23 protein-coding genes are annotated in these 25,635 nt (G+C 36.2%); 16 read left to right on the top strand and 7 right to left on the bottom strand.

The features are described from left to right. Nucleotide 1 precedes the first annotated feature (1 nt). Nucleotides 2–718, bottom strand: a complete 717-nt coding sequence (aqpZ, locus tag ACMA47_RS05815; RefSeq protein WP_034696881.1) for an aquaporin Z — start codon at nucleotides 716–718, stop codon at nucleotides 2–4. A 218-nt stretch (nucleotides 719–936) separates the two neighbouring features. On the opposite strand from aqpZ, the gene ACMA47_RS05820 reads away from it, so the two are divergent. The 15 genes from ACMA47_RS05820 to ACMA47_RS05890 all read left to right on the top strand — a co-directional run bounded on the left by ACMA47_RS05820 (nucleotide 937) and on the right by ACMA47_RS05890 (nucleotide 21,331). Beyond that, the gene (locus tag ACMA47_RS05820) at nucleotides 937–1,557 is read left to right on the top strand and encodes a DUF5715 family protein (RefSeq protein ID WP_413929047.1); all 621 of its coding nucleotides are present in this window, start codon (nucleotides 937–939) and stop codon (nucleotides 1,555–1,557) included. A gap of 62 nt (nucleotides 1,558–1,619) precedes the next feature. Next, nucleotides 1,620–2,399, top strand: coding sequence for a hypothetical protein (locus ACMA47_RS05825; protein ID WP_238594291.1), 780 nt, complete (start codon nucleotides 1,620–1,622; stop codon nucleotides 2,397–2,399). Between the two features lie 17 nt (nucleotides 2,400–2,416). Further along, a complete protein-coding gene (locus ACMA47_RS05830; protein WP_413929048.1) occupies nucleotides 2,417–3,040 on the top strand; it encodes a hypothetical protein in 624 nt (207 codons plus the stop codon). A gap of 149 nt (nucleotides 3,041–3,189) precedes the next feature. After that, on the top strand, nucleotides 3,190–3,822 hold the full coding sequence (locus ACMA47_RS05835) for a sensor histidine kinase (RefSeq protein ID WP_413929049.1): 633 nt from the start codon (nucleotides 3,190–3,192) through the stop codon (nucleotides 3,820–3,822). After that, a complete protein-coding gene (locus ACMA47_RS05840) occupies nucleotides 3,791–4,468 on the top strand; it encodes a response regulator (protein ID WP_079243013.1) in 678 nt (225 codons plus the stop codon). Before ACMA47_RS05835 ends, ACMA47_RS05840 begins: the two co-directional genes overlap by 32 nt. Before the next feature lie 150 nt (nucleotides 4,469–4,618). After that, nucleotides 4,619–5,974 carry a T6SS phospholipase effector Tle1-like catalytic domain-containing protein gene (locus ACMA47_RS05845; protein ID WP_413929050.1) on the top strand — a complete coding sequence of 452 codons (1,356 nt, stop codon included), beginning with the start codon at nucleotides 4,619–4,621 and terminating at the stop codon, nucleotides 5,972–5,974. 253 nt (nucleotides 5,975–6,227) lie between these two features. Then, nucleotides 6,228–6,965 carry a hypothetical protein gene (locus ACMA47_RS05850; protein WP_413929051.1) on the top strand — a complete coding sequence of 246 codons (738 nt, stop codon included), beginning with the start codon at nucleotides 6,228–6,230 and terminating at the stop codon, nucleotides 6,963–6,965. A gap of 140 nt (nucleotides 6,966–7,105) precedes the next feature. Continuing rightward, entirely contained in the window at nucleotides 7,106–9,034 is a 1,929-nt protein-coding gene (locus ACMA47_RS05855) for an ABC-F family ATP-binding cassette domain-containing protein (RefSeq protein ID WP_413929052.1), read from the top strand. A 149-nt stretch (nucleotides 9,035–9,183) separates the two neighbouring features. After that, nucleotides 9,184–9,540 (top strand): hypothetical protein, encoded by a 357-nt coding sequence (locus ACMA47_RS05860; RefSeq protein WP_413929053.1) that lies wholly within the window; start codon nucleotides 9,184–9,186, stop codon nucleotides 9,538–9,540. Between the two features lie 263 nt (nucleotides 9,541–9,803). Next, on the top strand, nucleotides 9,804–12,197 hold the full coding sequence (locus ACMA47_RS05865; RefSeq protein WP_413929054.1) for a TonB-dependent receptor: 2,394 nt from the start codon (nucleotides 9,804–9,806) through the stop codon (nucleotides 12,195–12,197). A gap of 18 nt (nucleotides 12,198–12,215) precedes the next feature. Then, nucleotides 12,216–12,803, top strand: a complete 588-nt coding sequence (locus ACMA47_RS05870; protein WP_413929055.1) for a hypothetical protein — start codon at nucleotides 12,216–12,218, stop codon at nucleotides 12,801–12,803. Between the two features lie 138 nt (nucleotides 12,804–12,941). Continuing rightward, on the top strand, nucleotides 12,942–14,276 hold the full coding sequence (locus ACMA47_RS05875) for a trigger factor (protein WP_413929056.1): 1,335 nt from the start codon (nucleotides 12,942–12,944) through the stop codon (nucleotides 14,274–14,276). Between the two features lie 204 nt (nucleotides 14,277–14,480). After that, nucleotides 14,481–15,167, top strand: a complete 687-nt coding sequence (locus ACMA47_RS05880) for a hypothetical protein (RefSeq protein WP_413929057.1) — start codon at nucleotides 14,481–14,483, stop codon at nucleotides 15,165–15,167. A gap of 153 nt (nucleotides 15,168–15,320) precedes the next feature. Continuing rightward, nucleotides 15,321–18,185 carry a M16 family metallopeptidase gene (locus tag ACMA47_RS05885; protein WP_413929058.1) on the top strand — a complete coding sequence of 955 codons (2,865 nt, stop codon included), beginning with the start codon at nucleotides 15,321–15,323 and terminating at the stop codon, nucleotides 18,183–18,185. Between the two features lie 302 nt (nucleotides 18,186–18,487). Continuing rightward, nucleotides 18,488–21,331: a M16 family metallopeptidase gene (locus tag ACMA47_RS05890; RefSeq protein WP_413929059.1), complete on the top strand. Its 2,844-nt coding sequence runs from the start codon at nucleotides 18,488–18,490 to the stop codon at nucleotides 21,329–21,331. Nucleotides 21,332–21,412: 81 nt separating this feature from the next. On the opposite strand, the gene ACMA47_RS05895 is transcribed toward ACMA47_RS05890, so the two are convergent. Continuing rightward, nucleotides 21,413–21,997, bottom strand: coding sequence for a DUF3109 family protein (locus ACMA47_RS05895; RefSeq protein WP_034696856.1), 585 nt, complete (start codon nucleotides 21,995–21,997; stop codon nucleotides 21,413–21,415). A gap of 6 nt (nucleotides 21,998–22,003) precedes the next feature. Beyond that, the gene (locus tag ACMA47_RS05900) at nucleotides 22,004–22,909 is read right to left on the bottom strand and encodes a DUF6427 family protein (RefSeq protein WP_034696858.1); all 906 of its coding nucleotides are present in this window, start codon (nucleotides 22,907–22,909) and stop codon (nucleotides 22,004–22,006) included. A gap of 42 nt (nucleotides 22,910–22,951) precedes the next feature. Here ACMA47_RS05900 and ACMA47_RS05905 point away from each other — a divergent pair, with 42 nt between their 5' ends. Continuing rightward, nucleotides 22,952–23,185, top strand: coding sequence for a DUF6341 family protein (locus ACMA47_RS05905; protein WP_034696859.1), 234 nt, complete (start codon nucleotides 22,952–22,954; stop codon nucleotides 23,183–23,185). An 83-nt stretch (nucleotides 23,186–23,268) separates the two neighbouring features. Here ACMA47_RS05905 and ACMA47_RS05910 read toward each other — a convergent pair whose 3' ends face one another. The 4 genes from ACMA47_RS05910 to ACMA47_RS05925 all read right to left on the bottom strand — a co-directional run bounded on the left by ACMA47_RS05910 (nucleotide 23,269) and on the right by ACMA47_RS05925 (nucleotide 25,604). Next, the gene (locus ACMA47_RS05910) at nucleotides 23,269–23,706 is read right to left on the bottom strand and encodes a universal stress protein (RefSeq protein ID WP_034696860.1); all 438 of its coding nucleotides are present in this window, start codon (nucleotides 23,704–23,706) and stop codon (nucleotides 23,269–23,271) included. Between the two features lie 59 nt (nucleotides 23,707–23,765). Continuing rightward, nucleotides 23,766–24,371, bottom strand: a complete 606-nt coding sequence (locus ACMA47_RS05915; protein WP_413929060.1) for a fumarylacetoacetate hydrolase family protein — start codon at nucleotides 24,369–24,371, stop codon at nucleotides 23,766–23,768. Between the two features lie 67 nt (nucleotides 24,372–24,438). Further along, nucleotides 24,439–24,837, bottom strand: a complete 399-nt coding sequence (locus tag ACMA47_RS05920; RefSeq protein WP_413929061.1) for a DUF2007 domain-containing protein — start codon at nucleotides 24,835–24,837, stop codon at nucleotides 24,439–24,441. Nucleotides 24,838–24,839: 2 nt separating this feature from the next. Then, on the bottom strand, nucleotides 24,840–25,604 hold the full coding sequence (locus ACMA47_RS05925) for an exonuclease domain-containing protein (RefSeq protein WP_413929062.1): 765 nt from the start codon (nucleotides 25,602–25,604) through the stop codon (nucleotides 24,840–24,842). Between the last annotated feature and the right edge of the window lie 31 nt (nucleotides 25,605–25,635).

Here is a 25,635-nt window from a genome sequence, read left to right on the forward strand (position 1 = left end):
ACTAATCTGCAATTTCAGCAGTATCTCTCTGAAGTAAAAACTTGTAGATCAATCCGCCTACAACTCCTCCCAAAATAGGAGCAACCCAGAACAACCAAAGCTGTGACATGGCAATTCCTCCCATAAAGACTGCCTGAGAAAGTGATCTCGCAGGGTTTACAGAGGTATTGGTAATCGGGATAGAGATCAGGTGGATCAAAGTAAGCGCAAGACCGATGGCAAGACCGGCAAACTTACCGTTAGCCCACTTATCTGTAGCTCCCATGATTACAATAAGGAAAAATGCAGTTAATAAAAACTCAGCCAAGAAAGCTGCGCCCATACTGAAAGCTTTTCCATTGTAAACGGCTTCACCGTAAAAGTTAGTGGCAAAATCTCCGGGTTTTGAGAATTCTACCGCTCCGGCACCGTTAAGGATTGTGTACAGACATCCTGCTGCTACAATCGCTCCCAAACACTGGGCTACAATGTAAGGAATAAGATCTTTTGCAGGAAATCTTCCGCCTGCTAAAAGCCCGAAAGAAACTGCCGGATTAAAGTGCCCTCCTGAGATATGCCCTACAGCGTAAGCCATAGTAAGAACAGTAAGACCGAAGGCTAAAGCAACGCCTAAAAGTCCGATGCCGATGTCTGGAACACCCGCTGCGAAAACAGCGCTTCCACACCCTCCGAAAACAAGCCAAAATGTGCCGAAAAATTCAGCGAAAAGTTTTTTTATCATGTTGTTTATTGTTTATGTATCTCAAATGTAAAATTTAAATCTTAAAGTAAAAAGTTAAAACTGAAAAAATATTTCAAAAAATAGGGAACAAAAATTGCAAAATCTGTAATTTGGTGTAATGTTTGTTTGGGATTTATTGAGAGAGTATTATCGTCAGTCTTGAAAGATCTAACATAAATGTTTTATCTTTCATTTGTAATTTAAAAGGAAGGTGAATGAGAAAGTTTTTTTGTGTGGTCTTTGTACCTTTTATTTATAGTTTACATTATTCGCAGGCAGCCAAAAAAGCTTTTCCCTGCTATGATCTTACCTCCGTATTGAAGGTAGAACCTACACCGCTTTATAAATCTCATCTTGATGCTTCCAAAGGTTTTGGAGTACAGTTATTGAAAGATTCCAAAACCATACAGAAATATATCAACAACGGAAAATTCCATAAAATAAAAAAATCCGGCAAAGGATATCAGGTTCAAAGGCTTGATTACAGCAGAGCTTATATGGTATCCAAGGCAAAAACCACTCTGGAAAAAATAGGATCAAAGTTCAGTAAGGATACAAAAGGCGGTACATTTACGGTTTCATCCATTACCAGAACCCTTGAAGACCAGTGCAGGCTGAGAAGAGTGAATTCTAACGCCTCGCTAGGGATTAGTTCTCACAACTATGGCAACTCTTTTGACATTTCTTACGTAAGATTCAACAACGTTTTAAAATACAATCCGAAAATGGAAGTAGCCCTGGAGAAAGTTTTAAAGCATTATGAGAAGGCTGGTAGAATATATTACATCAAAGAGAAGCAGCAGAGCTGTTATCATATTACTGTGAAAAATTATTAATTAAAATCCTCTTGCATAGCATATTTAGTTTGTATATTTTTATACGACTAAAAACTATGCTTATGTCAACATTAAACATTGTAGACTATATGCTGCCTGTAGAAGAATGTAGAGCAGCGTCAAACCAGTGGAAAGCATGTCTTTCTGACTTTTCCAAAATTCAAAAGCTTATCCCTACCAACTATGTTTTTAATATTTCCAGAGAACACCTTGAATGGATGAAGGGGTTTAAGGATTATAAAGACTTCTGTGCTGCAGTAGGAATTTACAGAGACCGATTGATTCTTATCTTTTATCCTATGAATAATGATGGGGTAAAAATAGATGTAAAAGAATATCCATACAGCTTTCTTACCGAGCTTGAAAAAGATCTGAGATTGCAGGAGATTCAGGAATATACCCTGATTAGAAATGCGGTTCTTTCTAAAGATCTTGAAAGCATGGAAAAAAATGCCAATATGGGATTGCCGGTTTCCAATACACCCATTCTTGAACAGGACAAAGCTGTAGATGCTATTGAACGTTGGAGAAATCAAGGTATGGATTGGTTTTATAAAGAAACCAGAGAAAATCAGGGAAGTGGAATTTTCAGAAAATTCTATGTTCCTACAGCAGACCTTTGCCTTTCTGATGATGGTTTGGCTGGTATTACCTGTTCTTTTGGGATCAGATACAATGATATTTACGGGAAAATGCTGGTAACGCTTATCTTTATCTCTTTCCGTGAAAACCTTAGAAATGCAGAACTGGGAGCAGAATCAATTTCCAACACTTACGACTGGGCAAAACCATGTCCTCCTATCTGCCGTATCCCGGATGTAGATGTAGGAAGTGAATTTTAAAAACGATATACTGAGGAATGGCTGAACTTTATAAGGCAATTTTATTCCTGAACTATGCACTGCTCCTGTCTGTTATACTACTGGGAGCAGCAAAATACCGCATATTAAATCATAAAGAAAAGCAATATTTTCATTGTATTGCTTTTCTTTTTTTTATTGAATTGCTGAATCTGGCGCTGCCTTATATCTTCAGACTGAATGATACATCATTTCTCTATCCTCTCTATATAGCAGGAGAGTTTTTTCTACTGACAGGTTTATTTATCAGAAAGCTGGACTGGCCAAGATATGTTTTGTGGATTGTAGGTGCATTGGCAACAGGTTTTATGATCTCGAAATACGGATTTGATTATCCTGCCAATGCTGATATAGCGAAAGTGGTTTCCAATATTATCATTATTTGCCTTTCAGGATTTACCCTGATTCGGGAGATTAAGAATACCTCTGCTCAGAACCGCTTTCTCCTTGTAGATGCCAGTATTTTTTTCTATTACTCCGTCTCAGTATTTATTTTTATCATTCAGCACCAGATCGCCAATCTGTCCGAAAACGATTATTATACTATTCTCAGTGCCAATAATATTCTTTCGAGTATTTTGTACTGTTCATTTTTATATACTTTTTTCAGATTAAAGAAGTAACACTAAATATCAATCTGCTGATCCTGATAATTGTTACCATAACAGTTATCGTATCCTTTATTCTGCTAGCTTACAGAGCTTTTATTACCAGAATTATTAAAGAAAAAAATGTACAGCATGAAGCAGAAGTTCTTCATCAGAAAAAATTAGTGCTGGAAAACATCAAGGCCCAGGAAGAAGAAAGAAAAAGAATTGCAGTGATGATTCATGATGATATCGGAAACCGCCTCAATATTCTTTCTTTGTGGTTGAATAACCTCGATACTCAGGGTGATGAGCTGATCAAAAAAAATATCTACGGTCAGATGTCTTCCCTGATTGATGCTGCCAGAAGTATTTCCCATTCATTATACCCTGTAAATCTGGAATCTGTGGGTCTGGTTTTATATGTTGAAGAATTAATAGCCAACCTTTCCCATAAAATCAATATTTCCCTGCAGGTAATGCCTGGATATGAAAAGAAAGATCTTTTCGTGGAAGTACAACTGTACAGGATTATTCAGGAGTTTACTACCAATGTGATCAAGCATTCAGATGCTACGGATATTTGGATTTACATTAAAGATTATCCTGAAAATATGACCGTTGTGATTTCTGATAACGGACAGGGATTTGAATATGAAGAAGTGAAAAAAGGGATGGGAATCAAAAATATTGAATCCCGTATCAAATCAATGAATGCCACACACAAATGGAAAAAAACATTTTCAAAAAAAGGAAGTCGTTTAATCATAAAAATTCCAAAATATCATGAGTTCCCAAATCAAACTAGCACTGATTGATGATGAACAGCTGATCCTCGAAGGGGTAAAAATGTTGCTGTCCAATGAAAAAAATATATCGGTTTGCCTTACCGCAGATAATGGCCCCGATTTTATAGAAGACCTTGGAAAACTTTCAAAAGATGAATTTCCTGATATTGCTCTCGTAGATGTTCAGATGAAACCAATGAACGGTTTTGAACTGGTAGAAATTCTGAAAGAAAAATATCCGGATCTTAAAATTATTATCCTCTCATCACACTATAAAACCTCTATTCTCGGATATATGGTGAAGCTGGGAGTATCAGCATTTCTTCCCAAAAATTCAAATAAGAAAACCTTCATTGATGCCATTACAATGGTAGATAAAAACGGGGTCTTTTTTACGGCTGAAGATCATCAGATGCTGTTTACTTATATGAACAGTTCTGCCAAGAAAAATTCCCTTTTTGAAACAGAAGATGAGTTATCTGAAAGAGAAAAAGACGTGGTAAAACTGATCTGTCAGGAATTGACCAACAATGAAATCGGAGAAAAACTCTTTATCAGCCCGAGAACTGTAGAAAGTCACAGACAACGTATCCTGGAGAAAATAGGAGCTAAGAATACTGTAGGAATAGTGATCTATGCCATTGTTAACAATATTTACTCCCTTGAAAAAATGTAAATTGATTCCGTAGAAATACGGATTTTTTTATTTGGTACTTTTCACTCTAGTGAACCTTATTTTTCTTCTGTTATTTTGGAATGTCTCTTTTAGGGATGTTAGTTGAAAAAAACACAAACAAGATCTGTAATAAAAAATTAAAGTAAAAACATGAATGGTAGCAGAGTGATTTCCGTCGGGATTTTCTTTGACGGTACAGGAAATAATGGGGTAAATATTCTTTCACCGGATAAACCGCTGAACAATAATGAAAGCTATTATGGTACTTTCAGCAATATCTATAAATTATACAGTTTATTCGTTGGAGATGAAAAAATATATATTGAAGGAATTGGCACTGCAACAGGTAATGAAGATAATAATTTTGCCATGGCAACCTGTGCAAATCCACCCTATGGAAGCGGATATTCATCCGATGATAAACTTCAGAAAGCCGGAGATTTTGTACAGAAAATAGTCCATGATGAGACCAAGGAATACCATTTCTATATCTACGGATTCGGGAGAGGAGGTATGTTAGCAAGAACTTTCTGTAATCAGCTTCTGACTTTTTATGCGGTAGGAAATTGCAGAATAAAATTTTTGGGGCTTTTTGATACGGTAGAGTCCAAACCTTTTAATACTTATAATATGAAGATATCTGCACAGGTAGAGAATGCTCTGCACTTCTGTGCGGTTAATGAGGGCAGGTTTTTCTTTCCATTGACAGGTTTGTTTGAGAATTCGAAAACAATGCAGGATCAGAAATCAGAAAATCAGTCATCAGTTTGGAAAGAAGTATTTGTTCCTGGAGATCATGCTGATATTGGAGGAGGATATCTGGAAGGTCCGCAATCTGTTTATATTTCTACAGATTTCATGAATGTTGATGATCTGCATGACTATGTTTCAGATATCAGAAATGCAAAAACCAATGCGGATGGAAATAAAATATGGGATGCTTTACTCTCAGAATATAAAGTGGAAACGGTGGATGGCCTTTCACAGGCTTATGTTTGCAGGGATAAAGTATACAATGACCTGTCAAAAGTATATGGAAAACTGATGATGGATGAGACCAATACCATATTATCAGTATTTAGTACCGAGAATGAAGCGTATTTTGGAACAGATTATAATAAACATGCTTTTCTTCATCGGTTTTATATCAAAATGAAAGAATATGTAAAGGATCTTTCTGCAAATAAAAAACCCATATATGATTTCGGAAGATTTGCAGATTATACTCATATTTCATCAAACTTCGGATTGTACAATGATAGTTTTCAGTACAGAACCCAGCGTGAAATTAATATTGAGCTGATCAATAACGGATTAAACGTCTCAAGCCGTACCTCTGTGGATGAAACAAGCCACACAAAAAGGCTTTCTGTAGAGCTTCATTTGCCGGAAGACAGCTTTGTTGCAGATTTCCTGTATGGAACAAACGTCCCCAATAATGACATATGGGTTCGTTCTATTGTAAAAATACCAGCAACTACCATATTAAATGAATGGAAGAATTAATGAAAATACTTCTCAGTTTTAAATTTAGGTTAGGGGACATCTGAGGGTGTCTCCTTTTTTTTATAAATTATTAACGATCAGTTGGGTATAATTACGGAGTTGTACATTTAGTAGATTATACTGTAGATTTTGAACGGTAATTCTCGTTACTTTGAATTGTTCATTCCATGAAGCTTCAAAATAAAAATATGAACAAAGGCGTATTCTGAAAAGCCTAATACCAAAAAGAGTAAGAACACCAAAGATTAAAACAATGGAAAAGACACTCATGCAAAAATCAGGAACTGCATTATACACAATTAACTTTGATTTTACATCACAAGAACAAAAAGTCATTTTACAGTATCTTCAGGAAAATGGTTACCAGCTTATGGGATACAAAGGAGCCTCAGGTACTATTCAGCTTATGACAGGAGTGCCTGCTTGGTTTGCCATCAACTTTATGGATGTTTTTGGTACAATAGAAATTGATTGTGAACCCCAATATAAAGTATATGTTAATAATACAACAATTAATGAACCGAATTCAAGCATTCAGATGCAGTTTTTATCAGAGGAAATTCCCTTGGGTACAGCTGTAACTTTCCATCCGGATGGTTCATTTTCAATTACCGGACCCGCTCCTGCAGGGGTGATTGTGGTAAAAAATGACAAACACTTGGGGACACCTATTATAACCATTGGGCTTGCAGCAAAAGTGAATGGAGAATTTCAGCCATTCTGTGCATTTAGTGGCATTCCACAGGAACATGTGACTATGGTGCCTAATGAAAAAATAGTTTTATTTGCCACTCAGACCAATATGAATTCAGGATGTGTTACCACTTTTACAACAGCACCGGGATGTAAACTCCTGTTCAGTGATAAGAATGTAAAATATGATTTGGAGATGATTCCCGGAACTTATGGTATTACAAATGCCCCTGGAACAACTGCTGTAGATCCCATATCTTCAGGTTCACCAATATCACAGCTTATCAATATCTATTAAATAAATCTTGTTTTCGAAGCAGACTTTCGCAAAAGAAAAAGCTGTCCGTTTGGGCAGTTTTTTTATTTCTGGGCTATTCATTTCTTTTTCCGTATTTTTGCACCCGAAAATTCATTATTCATTACTAATTATTAATTAAGATGCTTTCGGTTCAAAGTTTAGGGTTACACCATTCAGGAAATTATTTATTTCAAAATGTCAATTTCACCATTAAAAAGGATGATAAAGTAGGTCTCGTTGGTAAAAATGGAGCGGGAAAATCCACTTTATTGAAAATGCTTTCCGGAGAAATTAATTTCTACGAAGGTGAGGTGGTGACTGAAGGAAGTGTTACCATTGGTTTCCTTAAACAGGATCTTGATTTCGTAAAAGGAAGAACGGTATGGGCAGAAACCATGCAGGCTTTCGAACAGATCAATGCCTGGAAAAATGAGCTTGAAGAGGTGAATCACCAAATGACTGTGAGAACAGACTACGAAAGTGATTCTTATACGGATCTGATTAATAAAATGACCGAACTGAATGACCTTTTGATGAACCATGATGCCTACAATCTTGAAGGTGACATGGAAAAAGTGTTGTTTGGTTTAGGATTTAAAGCAGATGATTTCCAAAAAATCACTGATGAATTTTCCGGAGGATGGAGAATGAGAATCGAATTGGCAAAATTACTTCTTCAGAAGAACGACATTATGCTTCTCGATGAGCCTACCAATCACCTGGATATGGAATCCATCATCTGGCTGGAGAACTTCCTGAAAGACTATCCCGGAGCTATTGTTCTGGTAAGTCACGATAAACAGTTTATGACAGCGGTGTGTAACCGTACTTTCGATATCAACAATAGAAAAGTTGACGACTATAAAGCCAACTATTCAAAATATCTGGTAATGAGAGAAGATCGCCGTGAAAAACTGATTCAGGCTAAAAAGAATCAGGATGCGGAGATCAAGCAGATGGAGGATAATATTAATAAGTTCCGTGCAAGTGCTACCAAAGCATCTTTCGCACAGTCTCTTATTAAAAAATTAGATAAAATCGAACGTATCGAAGTTGATAACGAAGACGTTTCAAAATTCAATATCCGTTTCGTACAGTCTATGGTTCCGGGGAAAGTGATCTTCGAAGCCATCAATCTTGGGAAAGCTTACGGGCAGAAGCAGATTTTTGATGATGTAGACTTTATTGTTCAGAGAGGAGACAGAATTGCCCTTCTAGGACAGAACGGACAGGGAAAAACAACGTTGGCTAAAATTTTAGCCGGAGATATTAAAGATTATTCCGGTGCCTGGAATCTTGGACATAATGTTAACATCGGATATTTTGCTCAGAATCAGGAAGAGGTTTTAACACCTAATAAAACCGTTCTGGAAGAAGCTGAAGATGCTGCAACAGAAGAAACAAGACCAAGAGTAAGAGATTTATTAGGATCTTTCCTTTTCCAGGGAGATGCTGTTACTAAAAAGACAAAAGTACTTTCCGGAGGAGAAAGAAACCGTCTGGCACTTTGTAAACTGCTACTTCGTCCTTTCAACACGCTGATCATGGACGAACCTACCAACCACTTGGATATCCAGTCCAAGGAAATTATCAAGTTGGCACTGCAGAATTTTGAAGGAACTTTAATTGTAATCTCGCACGACAGGGAATTCCTTCAGGGACTTTGTGATAAGATCTACGAATTCCGTGATGGAAAAATGAAAGAATTCCTTGGAGATATCAACGAATACCTTGAGTACAGACAAAAGGAAACCATCAGAGAAATTTCTGCAGAAAAAGCGAAACTTCACAGCGAAGTAAAGGTAGAACCTAAGAAAGTAGAAGAAAAACCTGTAGTAACGAGCAGTCAATCTTCCAATATTGTAAGTAAAGAGCAAAAAAATATTCAGAATAAAATTAAAAAAGTAGAAGAGAAAATTTCCGAGCTTGAAACAAAAGTAGAGCAAATGGAAGCTTCTTTTGCCAAAGAAAATCCTTCAGAAGAAACCTTAGAACAATACAATAAAGCTAAGGAAGAACTGGATACAGCTTTACAGGAGTGGGAATTCCTTGGAACACAACTGGATTAAACTTAAAATATAAATGCTTCATCACCTCAATAAGATGAAGCATTTTTTTTGTAACAAAATGGTACTCATTTCTACCTATTGTCAACAATCATTAAGTAATTTAATAAAAGTTTAAGGAAACAATTAAATTATTTTCATAATTTTGAACCATGATTTTTAAAGAAAGCAGAAACCTAAAGAGTTTTATCTCCAAGCTATTGTTTGGAGTGTATTTCCTCGCGCTGCTTTCTCAAAGCTTTCACCATCACGATTCTGTAGACAATTTTAAGGCTTTTCATCTTAAAAAAGTTGAGAATACGATGACGAAAGCCGTTACTAAAGAGAAAGCTGGCGACTGTCTGGCCTGCCACTTTTTGGTTACCGGACATACATTAGCTCCTGAAGAATTCAATTTTACTTTTGAGCATTACAGCCATGAAGTGAAACAAATCATCGCCATCCAGGAGAAAATCTGGTCACAGACCAAATTCACTTTTCAGCTTCGGGGACCGCCCGCACTTGCATAATTCATAGATTCTATAGGGTTTAAAGTTTTGTACTTTAAAGTTCAATGTTTACTGCTTCAAATTCAATGTTTGAAGTTTAAGGTTTAAAGTTGTCGGGAAAAACACCTGATAATCTGTAATTGATGTTTAATAATGTTCAATTACTATTTTCCGGCTCCTAACTTCTTACCAGGAATACATTGTACCATCAAAACTAACCCTTCCCACAAATTTTAACGAAAAATGTACCCTGATGAAAAGGGTACGCAATCAATCTATTTACAATGAAATTGATATATTGCCTGCTGCTGATCTTTTGTGGATCAGTATTTACAAGTGCACAAAAAACTTATACTGTAGAGGGAACCGTTCAGGATTTCCATGATAAGACATTGCTGGAAAATGCAGTGATTAAAATCGGAAACTTTACAGCCAAAACAAATAAGAAAGGTAAATTTTCTTTAGATAAAATTCCTGCAGGGAAGTATACACTCATTGCACAACATCCTGATTGTGATGATTATACTGAAAATATAGGAGTTGATCAGGATGTTCAGCTGGTTATTACGCTGGAACACCATGTTAAAGATATTGAAACTGTGACTATTCATGGTAGTCATAAGAACAATGGAAGTATGGTGGTGAAAACACTTGATAAATCAACGCTTTCAAGAAATGTCACCGAAAACTTAGGGAATTTATTAACTAATATTTCCGGTGTTAACGTTCTTAAAACAGGAAATAATATTGCTAAACCTATTATCCATGGGCTTTATGGAAGTAGGGTCTCCATTCTTAATGATGGGGTTAAACTAGCCGAGCAGGAATGGGGAGTAGAGCATGCACCCAATGTAGATGTCAATAACTTTGAGCATATTGATGTGATCAAAGGAGCATCTGCTTTGAAATATGGAGCCGGAGCCGTAGGTGGAGTTGTTGTTTTGCAGCCTCAGGTTTTACCTAAGAAAGATACCATTATGGGAAATGTTTCTCTTTCCGGAATTTCAAACGGAAGAGGAGCTGATCTTAATGTAAAATTGGCAAAAACCTGGGAGAATGGCTGGGCTATAAAAACCAATGGAAGCTATAAAAAACTGGGTGATCTTGAAGCTCCGGAGTATGGCTTGATGAATACTGGTCTTGAGAGCTCAGGATTTAATTTTGGGGTGCAGAAAATGACATTTGAAAAAGGATTTTCATTTGATTATTATCTGACGAAAAGCACAGTCGGGATTCTTAGAAGTTCTCACGTAGGGAACTCTGAAGATCTACGTAATGCTCTTACATCACCAGAACCAATTTATCAGAGAGATTTTAGCTATGATATTGATAATCCTAAACAGGAAATCGAACATCATATCGCTAAAGTTTCGGCTTACAAAAGGTTTGAAAATTTTGGAAAAATAACTGCTACTTACAGCTTTCAGTACAATCATAGAAAAGAATATGATATCAGGCGTACAGAAGCATTAAGTAAAAAACCTGCTTTGGATCTTGAGTTGATAACGAATGATCTGAATGTGAACCACCTGATAGAAAGAGGAAACTGGAATCTTGAAACAGGAATTAATGCAGGGTATCAGAACAACTATTCCAATACACAGACCGAAGCAAGACGTCTTGTTCCGAACTATGACAGATATTATGCAGGAATTTATTCTGTATTGAAATATAAAATTGCGCCCGAACTGGATCTTGAATTGGGAGGCAGATATGATTATGATCATTATGATGTAACAAAATGGTATGATCTGAGCGACTGGAACAAACTTTATGCAGCAGATTATTCAGATTTTGTAGTGAGAATCAACCAAAACAGAATTCTTACCAACCCATCATTAACGTATAATAATATTTCAGTAAACGGAGGTATTGTTTATCATCCTTCTGAATATTTTAATCTGAAATTTAATTATGCCAGAGTTTCAAGGTCTCCGAATATTGCAGAGCTTTTTGCTGACGGACTTCACCATTCTGCCGCTATTATTGAAAGAGGAGATATGAGAATGAAAAGCGAGACAGGAAACCAGTTTAACTTAGTGGCAGATGTAAAAGCAAATGTCTTAAAAGGACTGAATATTTCTGTTAACCCATATTTCTTTTATACTCAGAATTTTATCAACCAGATTCCTACAGGATACCAGAATACTCAGTGGGGCGGAGCTTTTGTGGTATACAACTATCAACAGATCAATGCAAAAATGTATGGATTGGATATTGATGCTCAGCTTAAGATCACAGATAATCTGACCTACAAAGGAAGCGGATCTTACGTTTATGGGCAGGATACAACCCATGATGTACCGCTTATTCTTATGATGCCTCCGAATTTTAACAATTCATTGGAATTCAATAAAAAAGAATGGAAAAACTTCTATTTCACCGTCAGTAACAATACGTATCTGAAACAGACAAGATTTCCTGTTTATAACGTCCCAATCAGATTATTCGATTCGGATGGAAATCCTTACAATGAAGAAGTCGATATCTCTACACCTCCAAACGGATATTCCCTTTGGAACCTTCAGACAGGGGTGAATCTGTCTAAAAATTTCGGAATTGATTTCTCAGTTCGAAATGTATTCAATACGTCTTACAGAGATTATCTGAACAGACTCCGTTTCTTTTCCAACGAAATGGGAAGAAACTTTATTTTAACTCTTAAATATCAATTTTAATTACTTAAAATCAAAAACATGAAAAATATTTTTAAAAATACAACTCTTATCTTAGGACTTTTATTCTTAGCTATTTCTTTAAGCTTAACATCGTGTAACAGAAGCGATGATGAAGCAGATGACCTTCCTCAGGAAGAATTGTCAGATGTTCTTTTAAGAGTAACAGATGCTGCTGGAGGAGCGCCGGTTGTATATGATTATCAGGTAAACAGCACAACGAATCCTAATGTTAAATTGATCAATGGACATACATATAATGTAGAAGTTATTTTCAAGAATGGAGACGAAGATGCTACTCAGGAAATTATAGAGGCTAAAAATGAACATTTCTTAGTCTATAACTTTCCCAACTCTGATATCACTTTAACCCGTACCGATGATGCCGGCTCTACAAGAGGAGATGGAAACCGTGTTGGGTTGAAAACAAAATGGGTAGTAAATACTGCTGTGAAAAATGCTTCCGCACCTAGTCAGCTGGTTCTTACATTATTCCATGAGCCGGTAACAGTTTCTGAAGCTTCTGCTGCCAGTGGAAACGGAGTGATTTACGGAACTCATACAGGAGGAGAAACTGATGCACAGGCTAACTATAATATTATTAATTAATATACCTTTAATCTTGTTTGGACCACCGGAATTCTCCGGTGGTTTTTTATTTAACAATATTTGGCTTTATAAGTTGATTTTAAATGGGTATTTTTCATAAAAAATTCCTATTTTTGCAACCTAAAATTTTAATCAATAATGAAGGTTACCGCACAAAACCATGATGATGTAAGTGCATTGCTTACAGTAACATTGGAAAAATCTGACTACAAAGAAAAAGTAGAGAAGCAGTTGATTAATTATGCTAAAAATGCGCAAGTTCCTGGATTCAGAAAAGGGAAAGTGCCTTTGAGTATGGTTAAAAAACAATATGAAGCAGGTATTGCATTTGAAGAAATCAACAGACAAGTTTCTGATGCTTTAAACAACTATGTTAATGACAACAAATTAAGATTAGTTGGTCAGCCTGTTCCTCAGCCAGTAAACGAATTCGATTACAATGCTGATCAATTAGAAGTTGCTTTCGAAGTAGGATTTGAGCCTGAATTCACTATAGATTTAGCTAAATATGAAGCTCCTCATTACAAAGTAGAAGCTTCTGATAAAGAAATCGGTAAGAGCATTGAAAACATGCAGAAGCGTTTCGCTGAGCAGGTTCCTCAAGATAAAATCACTAAAGATTCTTACATTGCTTTAGAAGTTTCTCAGGTTGTGGAAGAAGATGCTGAAGGAGAGCACCACCACCACCCAAAAAACCTTACGATTACTGCTGAAAACAAAGAAGCTTTCAAATTGGTAAAAGGTTTGAAAATGGAAGGTTCTGTAAAAGTAACGAAAGAAACTCTTGCAGGTGACGAAGAATTAGCTAAAGAATTAGGATTCAGCAAAGAAGAAGTTGAACACCTACACCACAATGAATTAGAAGTTAAAGTAAAAGATTTCTATTCATTAGATCTAGCTGAACTTAACCAGGAGCTATTCGACAAAGTATACGGAGAAGGAAACATTAAGTCTGAAGATGAGCTTAAAGATAAAGTGAAAACTGAATTAGACGAGTATTTCCAACAGAATGCTGATGTTCACTTCGTGAATAAAGTATTAGAGCAAGTAACAGAGAAAGAAGAAGTAAAACTTCCTGAATCTTTCCTTGTGAAGTGGTTATTATTCTCTAACCAGAATATCCAGTCTGAAGATCAGGCTAAAGAAATTCTTGAAGCTGAGAAAAACCAATTGAAGTATCAGATCATCGAAGGTAAATTGATGACTGAGAACGAAATCAACCTAGACTATGCTGATGTATTAGCTCAGGCTGAGCAGTTGGTGAAAAACCAATTGGCGATCTACGGAATCCACCACTTAGGGGATGAAGAAATCCAAAAATATGCTGTTGAAATGTTGAAAGACCAGGAGCAGGTAAGACAAATTTCTTCTGAAGTAGCAATGGCTAAATTGAAAGATGTAATTCTTGAAAAAGCTAGCAAAAAAGAAACTAAAATTTCTCACGACGAATTTTTAGAAGAACTTAAGAAATAATTATACTCAGATATAAATATTTGAAAACCGTCAATTTTTTGGCGGTTTTTTTTATTACCCATCTACACCTAAAAAATTAATCAATCATCATATTTGTCATTCATCATCAATCAATGATCATTCATTACTAATTGCTCATTACTCATTATTTATTTGTATGTCCGCCAATATTCCTATATTTACTTTTTAAACTTTATTATAAATATGAAAAAGATCATCATTCCGTTTTTCTGCGCTGTACTTTTCTCAGTGCCTGCAGCAGCTCAGAAAAAAGGGGCTGCATCTGCTAAAACAGAAGCCGTAAAATCAAAACTTACACCTAAAGAGGTTGTTGATAATTATTTCAAAGCGCTAGGTGGAAAAGATAAACTGGACGCTATAAAATCTACCATTACTGATAATACAGTGGCTGTACAGGGAATGGAAATCCAAATGACCACTAAGAAATTAGGGAATAAATTCAAATCTGTACAATCTTTTATGGGGAAAGAAATGGTACAGCTTTTTGACGGTGAGAAAGGATATTTTGATCAGATGGGAACTAAAACAGATATTCCTGCTGACAAAATTGCTGAGCTTAAAAAAGGAAAGCCAATGGATGCTTTAGCATTTGATGCTTCTAATTTCCAGGCTGTATCTACAGAAAAACTTGACGGAAAAGATTATAATGTTTTGTCTTCAGACAAAGGAAAATTCTATTTCGATGCAGGAACAGGACTTTTATATAAGACGGATGCAGGAGAAGGTAAAGCAACCATTAAAAGCTATATGGCAGTAGACGGAATACAGTTCCCGGCTGAAGTAGATGCTGAAGGTGGAGGTCAGAAAATGACAATTAAAACGACAAAAGTGGTAATCAACTCTGGAGTTACAGATGCTGATTTTAAATAATAAGATACTTTTTAAGAGATAAAAACCGGGAATTTCCCGGTTTTTTTAGTATATAAATAATTTTAACTCAAATTTAACTATAAAAAAGATTTTATGATTTCTTCACCTTGTGAATAAATGTTAGTTTTAAACCGTAAATAAAATCAAATAACCATGAAAAAAGTATTATCTTCATTTGCCGTCATTTTCCTGATGTCTGCAAATGCCTTTGGACAGAATATTCCAGTGGATCCATCTGTACGAATTGGTACTCTTTCCAACGGAATGAAGTACTATATCAAAAAAAACACGTTACCGGAGAAAAAAGTAGACTTCCGTCTGGCAATCAATGCAGGATCTATTCTTGAAGATGAAAATCAAAGAGGACTGGCTCACTTTATGGAGCACATGAACTTCAACGGAACCAAAAATTTTCCGGATAATAAATTAGTAGACTTTCTACAGTCTATCGGAGTGAAATTCGGGCAGCATCTTAATGCGTATACAAGCTTTGACGAAACGGTTTACATGCTTCCTGTTCCATTAGATAAACCGGGAAATCTGGATGCCGGACTGAAAGTAATGGAAGACTGGGCATTTAATGCAACCCTTTCAGACAATCAGATCAATAAAGAAAGAGGAGTGGTACTGGAAGAACTGAGATTAGGTCTTGGACCGGATAAGAGAATGATGGATAAATATCTTCCAAAGCTTTTATACAAATCTCAATATGCAGACAGACTGCCAATCGGTAAAAAAGAAGTATTGGAAAACTTCAAACCAGATGTTATCCGAAAATTCCACCAGGACTGGTACAGACCGGATCTGATGGCAATCATCGTAGTAGGAGACATCAATGTAGACGAAATTGAGAAGAAGATCAAGGATAACTTCAGCAAATATAAAAACCCTTCAAAACCTAGAGAAAGAAAATCTTTTGATCTTCCGAATCATAAAGAAACTTTGGTAGCTATTGAAACAGATCCAGATGCTACCAATTCTATGGTACAGTTTATCATGAAAGATGCTGATGCCTATAAACCTGATGTAACCGTAGAACAATACAATCAAAGTCTGGTAGAAAATCTTTCAACTACTATGTTAAATAACAGGTTGAGAGAACTGATCAATTCTACAAACCCACCTTTCACTTTTGGATCAGTATACCACGGAGGAACTTATGCAAGAAGTAAAGAGGCTTTCCAGGGATTTGCTATGGTGAAAGAGGGAAATCAGCTGAATGCATTGAAAGTTTTATTGGAAGAGGTTGAAAGAGCAAAAAGATTTGGATTTACACAATCTGAACTAGACAGAGCAAAATCTCAGGTGCTTTCCAATCTTGAAAGATCTTATAACAACAAAGACAAAACAGAAAGTGAGATTCTGATAGACGAGTATGTAAGAAACTTCCTTGAACAGGAACCAATTCCTGGAATTGCTTGGGAATATGAAGATACCAAAGCTTTCTTACCATCTGTTACGCTTGCACAAACCAATGAAATCATCAAGAAAATGGTGAAAGATGATAGCAGGGTAATTGTCGTTACAGGGCCTAAAAAAGATAATGTAACCATGCCTACAGAAGCAATGGTACTGAATACATTTGATGCTGTGAAAATGGCGGATCTTAAGCCTTATGAAGAAAAAGCAACCATCAAAAATCTGGTGAAACCTTTCAAATCTGAAGGAAAAATTGCTAAAACTGAAACAGATGCCAAGTTGGGAACAACGACGTGGACTTTAAGTAACGGAGCGAAAGTTACTTTCAAAAAAACAGATTTTAAAGACGACGAAATCGTATTTACCGCAAGAAGCTTAGGAGGAAGTTCTCTTATCCCTGATGCTGATTATAATAAAACTCAGTTTGCTTTCTCAGCATTAACAGAAGCTGGAGTTGGAGGATTCTCTAAAGCAGATCTTACCAATTATCTTGCTGGCAAACAAGTGAACGTAAATCCTATGGTAACCTCTCTTTTTGAGGGCGTTTCCGGAAGAACTACACAAAAGGATTTAGGAACTGCTATGGAGCTTATGTATGCTTATTTTACAAGCTTAAATTATAATCCTGCTTCCTTTAATGCTTATAAAGAAAAGCAATCTGCAATGTTGAACAACCTGTTGTCTAATCCTCAGGCTTACTTCTCTAATGAGCATGCAAAATTCATGAACCAGAAGAATCCTAGATTTATCGGGGTATTCCCAATGGAGAAAGACTGGGCAAATACAGATTATAAAAAAGCTTACGATATTTATAAAGATAAATTTGCCAATGCAGGAAACTTCCAGTTCTATTTTGTAGGAAACATAGACGAAGCCAAATTTAAAGACGAAGTGCTGCAATATATTGCAAGTCTGCCATCATCAGGAAAAACAGCAATGTATAAAGATACAGGGTACAGAACGATGACCGGAGATTACAGCAAAGTGTATAAAAAAGGAAAAGATCCTAAGAGTATGGTATCTATCTCTTACAGCGGAGAGGCTCCTTACAATGAAAAAGAAGCTTTAGCATTATCAGCGCTTGGAGAAGTGGCTACCATTAAAGTTATCGAAAAGCTGAGAGAAGATGAAAGTGGTATCTATGGAGGTGGTGCCAGAGGAGGAATGAATAAAATACCTTACGGAACGTATAGTTTCGGTATTAATTTCCCTTGTGGTCCGGAAAATGCAGAGAAGCTGACTAAAAGTGCTATTGCAGAGCTTCAGAAGCTTATCGATAATGGTCCTGAACAAAAAGACCTGGATAAATATAAAGAAGGAGAATACAATGACAACAAGACAGAACTTAAAGACAATATGTTCTGGATGAATGCCATTGCTAAGAACCAGTTAGATGGAAGTGACAAGTATGATATCTTAAATTATCAGGATAAAGTAAAAGCACTTACGGTAAAGGATCTTCAGAATGTTGCGAAAAAATATCTTACAAAAGGAAGGATTGTAGCAACCCTAATGCCTGAAGATGGCTGGGAAAAAGCTAAAAAAGAAGAACCTAAAAAAGCAGAAACTGTAACTGTAAAAGCAGGCGCTGCTAATTAATTTTTTTTAATTAAAATATGAGAACCGTTGTACAATACAACGGTTTTTTTTGTTTGAGCAGGATAATATAATAGCAGATTAACCATGATTTATAAGTAAATGAATAAAATGGTCTTATTTTTAATTAGTCTATTTTAATTAATTCATGGATGTTTTTAATTAAAAATCATTTTAAGTGATATAAAAGAAACAATTTGTTTTCATTTTGTAATATTTAATTTTTTTAACTTCAATTTAACCCTGTGGTAAAGGGCTAATTGCATAGAGAATCGATATTTTTGAGGGGTCAAAAAATAATGTAGATGAAAAAAATATTATCTTCGTTTTCAGCCATCTTCCTGATGTCTCTAAATGTCTATGGACAAAACATCCCTGTGGATCCGTCCCTAAGAATCGGTACTCTTTCTAACGGAATGAAGTATTACATCAAAAAAAATGTTTTACCTGAGAAAAAAGTAGAATTCCGTCTGGCGATCAATGCCGGATCTATTCTTGAAGACGAAAATCAAAGAGGGCTGGCTCACTTTATGGAGCACATGAACTTCAACGGAACCAAAAACTTTCCGGATAATAAATTAGTAGACTTTTTGCAATCTATCGGAGTAAAATTCGGACAGCACCTGAATGCTTATACCGGTTTTGACGAAACGGTTTATATGCTTCCTGTCCCATTAGATAAACCCGGAAATCTGGATGCCGGACTGAAAGTAATGGAAGACTGGGCATTTAATGCAACACTTTCTGACGGACAAATCAATAAAGAAAGAGGTGTGGTTCTGGAAGAACTAAGGTTAGGTCTTGGACCTGATAAGAGAATGATGGATAAATACCTTCCGAAACTTTTATACCAATCTCAATATGCAGAAAGGCTACCAATCGGTAAAAAAGAAGTACTGGAAAACTTCAAACCAGATCTTATCCGAAAATTCCACCAGGACTGGTACAGACCGGATCTGATGGCAATTGTGGTAGTAGGAGATATCAATGTAGATGAAATAGAGAAAAAGATCAAGAATAATTTCAGTAAATATAAAAATCCTTCAAAACCCAGAGAAAGAAAATCTTTTGATCTTCCGAACCATAAAGAAGCACTGGTAGCCATTGAGACAGATCCTGACGCAACAGGTTCTGGAGTACAATTCATCATCAAAGATTCTGAAGCGTACCAACCGGATGTAACGGTTCAGCAATATGATCAAAGTGTTGCAGAAGGTCTTGTGAATATGATGCTGAACAGCAGATTGGCAGAACTGGTTAACTCTACCAATCCACCTTTTACTTATGGTTCAGTTTATCACGGAGGAACTTTTGCAAGAAGTAAAGAAGCATTTCAGGGATCAGCAGCTACAAAAGACGGTGATCAGCTGAATGGGCTAAAAGTTCTTTTGGAAGAAGTGGAAAGAGCCAAAAGATTCGGATTTACCCAATCTGAATTGGACAGAGCAAAAGATCAGATGCTTTCTTCTTATGAATGGGCTTACAACAACAAAGATAAAAACCAAAGCGGTGAGCTCATCGATGGTTATGTGAATAATTTCCTGAGACAGGAACCAATACCTGGAATTACCTGGGGATATGAACATATTAAAGAAATCCTTCCAGCTATAGCCCTGGAACAAACTAATGGAATTATCAAAAAGCTGGTAAAGGATGACAGCAGGGTCATTGTTATTACTGGTCCAAAAAAGGATCATATTACGATGCCAACAGAAGCGATGGTTTTGAAGACATTCGATGTCGTAAAAATGGCTGATCTTAAACCTTATGAAGAAAAAAAGAAAACCGAAAGTTTAATAAAGCCTTTTAAATCTGAAGGGAAAATTACTAAAACAGAAGCAGATGCTAAGTTAGGAACTACTACATGGACTTTGAACAACGGTGCTAAGGTTACTTTCAAAAAAACAGATTTTAAAGATGATGAAATTGTTTTTGCAGGAATAAGCCTGGGAGGAGTGTCTGTCATTCCCGATACCGATTACAATAAAACAAAATACGCATTCGATGCTTTGCTGGAAGCTGGGCTAGCCGGGCTTTCCCAGACAGATCTTGCACATTATCTTGCGGGAAAACAGGTGAGTGCAAGTGCTTATGTGGGTGGCCTTACAGAAGGTGTTTCCGGAACAAGCTCGAAAAAAGATCTGAAGACCGCGATGGAGTTGATCTATGCTTGTTTTACAGATTTAAACTATAACCCCGAAGCATTCAACGCCTATAAAACAAAGAAGTCTGCAATGCTGGCGAATGTAGATTCGGATCCGGGATATTATTTTTCTAATGAATATTCCAAATTTATCAATCAGAAAAACCCAAGATTCACCGGCCTTGAACCTACTGAACAAGATTGGGCAAATACAGATTATAAGACCGCTTATGATATCTACAAACAAAAATTTGCTAATGCAGGTAATTTTCATTTCTATTTTGTAGGGAATATAGATGAAGGACAACTTAAAAATGAAGTCCTGCAGTATATCGCTTCACTTCCTGCAACAGGAAAATCATCTACATTTAAAGATACAGGCTACAGACCCGTGAAAGGAGGATACACTAAGGTTTATAAAAAAGGAAAAGAACCGAAGAGCCTTGTAACAATTTCTTACAGTGGAGAAGCTCCTTATAATGAGAAGGAAGCTATGGCATTATCTGCTCTTGGAGAAGTCGCTACCATTAAAGTTCTTGAAAAGCTAAGAGAAGATGAAAGCGGCATTTATGGAGGTGGTGCAAGCGGAAGCTTCAGTAAAATCCCATACAGTGCGTATGATTTTACTGTTAATTTCCCTTGTGGTCCTGAAAATGCAGATAAGCTTACCAAAAGTGCTATTGTAGAATTACAAAAACTGATAGATAAAGGACCAGAGCAAAAGGATCTTGATAAATACAAAGAAGGAGAATACAACGAATATAAAACAAGTCTTAAAGACAATGGATTCTGGTTGCAGGGTATTGCCCAAAATCAGTTAGATGGAAGTGACAAATATGATATCTTAAATTATCAGGATAAAGTAAAAGCGCTTACCGTAAAAGACCTTCAGGATGTTGCTAAAAAATACCTTACAAAAGAGAAAAATATAGCAACGTTAATGCCGGAAGACGGATGGGAAAAGGTAAAAAAAGAGGAAGCTAAAAAAGCAGGAACATCCAATTAACCTACTTTTTATAAGCTTTAGTAAATAAGAAAACCGCAGATCTCTCTGCGGTTTTTATTATTTTATTCAAATACGTATCGGTTAAGAACCATATTCTTTTTTCCATTCTTCAGCAGCTTCGCTCAGAACAGTGTAAAATTCTTCACCATACTTTCTCGTCAGTGGAGTTTTTAAAAACTTATAAACAGGCACCTGAAGCTCTTTTCCAAGGGTACAGGCATCACTGCATACATTCCACTCGTGATAATTCAATGCGGTAAATGCCGAATATTCCGTAACACGGATAGGGTAAAGGTGGCAAGAGATAGGTTTCTGCCAGTCCACGGCACCATCTTCATATGCTTTTTCAATTCCACATTTTGTAATTCCTTTTTCATCGAACGTTACATAAGCACATTCGCGGTTCTCCACCATAGGAGTAACATACATTCCGTCGTGCGGATCAGTAGTCCATGTTCCCTGTTCTTCAAGGGCTTTAATTCCTTCCTGAGTAAGGTAAGGCTTTATTTTATCAAAAATACTGTCCAATATCTCAAGCTCGTTTTTATCCAACGGAGCTCCCACATCTCCTTCCACACAACATGCACCTTTACATTTTGTAAGGTTGCAAACAAATTCTTCGGAAAAAATTTCCTCTGAAATCAATTTATCGTCTATCTGAATCATAATTTTCTAAAATAAATCAAAAACTGTACCTGCTTTAAAGGTCAGTAAACTAATAATAATAACCCATACACTGGCTTCACGCATCCAGTATTTAGGTAAAAATCTCATCATTCTGCTCAGAATAATACTAGAAGGAAATGCCAGAAGAAGCAGATATTCATAGCTTTTATTCATGTATAAAATGATGGAAACAAGCTGTGCCACAGAAAAAACCAGTAGGAAAGTGTATTTATACCTACTTATCGGACTTTTCTTATTATAATTTTTAAAATGGTCATATACAGCATAAATAAGCATCAGAACTACAGGGATCAACGGCAGAAGTTCCGTGTAATCTGTTACCGGTTTCATCCTTCCAAACGGAAAATAATCAATATTCCATGACGTGAACTGAACGAAATACATGACAGAAAAATAACTGAATGTAATCAAAACAATTCCCAATAGAAACCTGAAGAGGTTCAGGGTAATTTTAGCAGAAGTTGCAATCACGTGGATGATGACAAAAACAGCCATCGGCCATGTTGTAGGAAGAAAAATAAAGTTCAGCGCTACAATAGATCCCACCAATACATACGACTTCTTTCTGATATCTTCATCCGCACTCGTCAGAAGAAGGATAAGAAAGGAGTTGGTAAGCAGCGAAACAGCAATTCCTATATCCAGATTTCCGGGATACAGCCCGAAAATGAAAAAGGTGTATAAGAATAACGGCAGATGGGTCTGATAATTAAGAGCAATACTGTGAAAACAAAAATATCCCAAAGCAATTCCCAGAAAAGTTATTCCGGCAACTATAGCTTCGTAAGTGTTGAAATTCAGTATGTTAAATATTACGACTACTAAAAGAAGAAAACCAATATAAACAGGAATTGAAAAAATATTGCTTTCTTTTGAAAGTAATTTAAACATTTTTTATAAATTTGTACAAAGTTAATTTAAAAAAGGAAAATAATGACGTCTTTCTTTCTATTCTTAAGCAAAGTTTTCAAATGGACTTTCGGTTTCTTTGATGCGTTTGGAAATGTTTTAAACTGGATTCTATTTATAGTTTGCTGTGTACTATTTACTTATTGGTGCTACGTACTGGTGGTTACACTAGGTGGTGATAAAGACAAAGACTATTATTCTCCAACGGAAGGTAAGAATCCTTACTACGATCCGAATATTTACAAAAAAGAAGGTTAATTAATTGGTTATATAGTAAAAAACCGATCAAACATTATGCTTTGATCGGTTTTTTTATTACTAACGATTAAAATTTCTTTTGCTTAGTCGTGAATCGGAAGTACCAGCACAGGAATACTTGAACTTTTCGTAATTCCTTTTGTTAAGCTTCCCACGAATACATCATAGATTCCGCTTCTGCCATGTGATCCCATCACAATATAATCTGCATTTTTTGCCTTTGCATGTTCCAGAATAATATCTTTGGCAAGGCCCTGTTTTAAAAGGTGCTCACAATCGATATCATGGCCGATGATTCTTTGCTCAATTTTATTAAGCTGCACCAGCTCTTCTCTGATTTCATTGGCTTCCACTTCAGGAAAATATTGAAATCCCATATCACCAATAGCAAAGCCGATATCTGATGGCGCTACGTGGATCAGGTAAATTCTGCCGTTAAGCTGTTTTGCAAATTTTATGGCACCGTCTACCAATTGGTCTGTCTTGTCCCCAAAATCTACGGGTAATACAATATTTATCATAACCTCTAATTTTGTTACCTAAAGATAGGAAAAATTTGTCAGACTTTGATGTTAAATACTTATAATATTCGGATATCAAGAATTTTTTCCTCTTCAAGGTAAGCTTCCAGAATATCATTTTCTTCTACCTTTCCAACCCCTTTTGGTGTTCCTGTGAAAATAAGGTCACCTACTCTTAACGTAAAATACTGAGAAGCAAAAGCTATAATATCATCAAAGTTGAACATCATATCTTTCGTATTGCCATCCTGTACCTTATCTTTATTTTTTAATAATGAAAACTGAAGGTTCTCAAGGCTGAAGTTCTCTTTTTTGAAGAAACTGCTTACCACAGCCGAACCATCGAAACCTTTGGCAAGCTCCCATGGAAGCCCTTTTGATTTCAGTTCGCTCTGAAGATCTCTGGCTGTAAAATCGATTCCCAGACCAATTTCTTCATAATGCTTGTGGGCTGTTTCTTTCTGAATATATTTTCCTCCTTTTGAAATTTTTATTACCACTTCAAGTTCGTAGTGAATATCATTGGAAAATTCAGGAATATAAAAATCATTTCCTTTTAAAACAGCGGTATCCGGTTTCATAAAGATAACGGGATTCTCAGGAATTTCATTTCCCAATTCTTTCGCGTGTTCACTGTAGTTTCTTCCTATGCAGATTATTTTCATAACTCTTTTTTTATATTTTTTAACTTCGTCATTGCGAGGGACGAAGCAATCTTAGATCTTTTAAAGACTAGTGAGTAAACTCATTCCCGCAATAGTAACATTTGAATTTGTGACTCGTCAGAAATGAAATCCCAAAGAAGCTGGTAGCACTGTCATCCCTGTAAATATGATTGGAGCCACATTTCGGGCAGACAAAATCAAATTCAGGTTCTTCAATGGTATGTTCTACCTCCAGCGAATACTGCTCATTGTCTTTATAGTCCTGCAGGATTTGCTTAGCTTTTTCCACATCTTCTTCGAACACCTGAAGCTGTATGCCTCCTACAGCCTGTGACAGAAGCCAATCCGATTGGATAAGCTGTTCATTCGCAATAAAACTGTTGATACCGTTTTCGCTCAGTATCTGCTTGTCCCTGTTAGCTTCAAGGGCAGTTTCATAAAATTTAAAACGAACCAGGTCAGACATATTTAAAATCTACTTGATAGTTGAATCTTTGTAAAAACCTTCTTGGTATATAATGGAAAGTCAGCATTCTGAAGCCATCCGAAATATCCTAAATCTTTTTGGAATACCGCTTTCACACCCTGGCCTTTATATTTTCCAAAGTTGAAAACCTCTTCCATCTTTTCATTGTATCCGATAAATCCGGCAAGGTCTGCATTCTTATTATGGAATGTGAATTCACTTAACGGCGCTATTTCATTCGGAATATCATCATATTTTCCAACCTGAGCATCCAGAACTTCAAACGTTGCCATTACATCAGCTTCTGCAGAGTGTGCATTTTCCAATGTTTTTCCACAGTAGAACTGGTAAGCAGCACCTAAGTTTCTAGGTTCTTTTTTATGGAAAATAGTCTGTGCATCTACCAGTCTGAATTTACTCAGATCAAAATCCATTCCTACTCTTAAAAGTTCTTCAGCCAAAAGCGGAACATCAAATCGGTTGGAGTTAAATCCTCCCAAATCACTTCCGGTAATCATTTCCATTACTTTAGAAGCAATGTCTCTGAAGGTAGGAGCATCTTTTACATCTTCATCATAAATCCCGTGGATCTCACTGCTTTCTTTAGGAATAAGCATTTCCGGGTTTACACGCCATGTTTTGCTTTCTCTGGAAGCATCCGGATTTACTTTTAAGATACAGATTTCAACAATTCTGTCTTTTCCAATATTAGTCCCTGTGGTTTCCAGGTCAAAAATACAAAGTGGTTTATGGAGTTTTAAATTCATGTTGATGATTAATAATTTGAAATGGGTTTTA

Source organism: Chryseobacterium sp. T20 (assembly GCF_047345655.1).
In the GTDB taxonomy this organism is placed as follows: domain Bacteria; phylum Bacteroidota; class Bacteroidia; order Flavobacteriales; family Weeksellaceae; genus Chryseobacterium.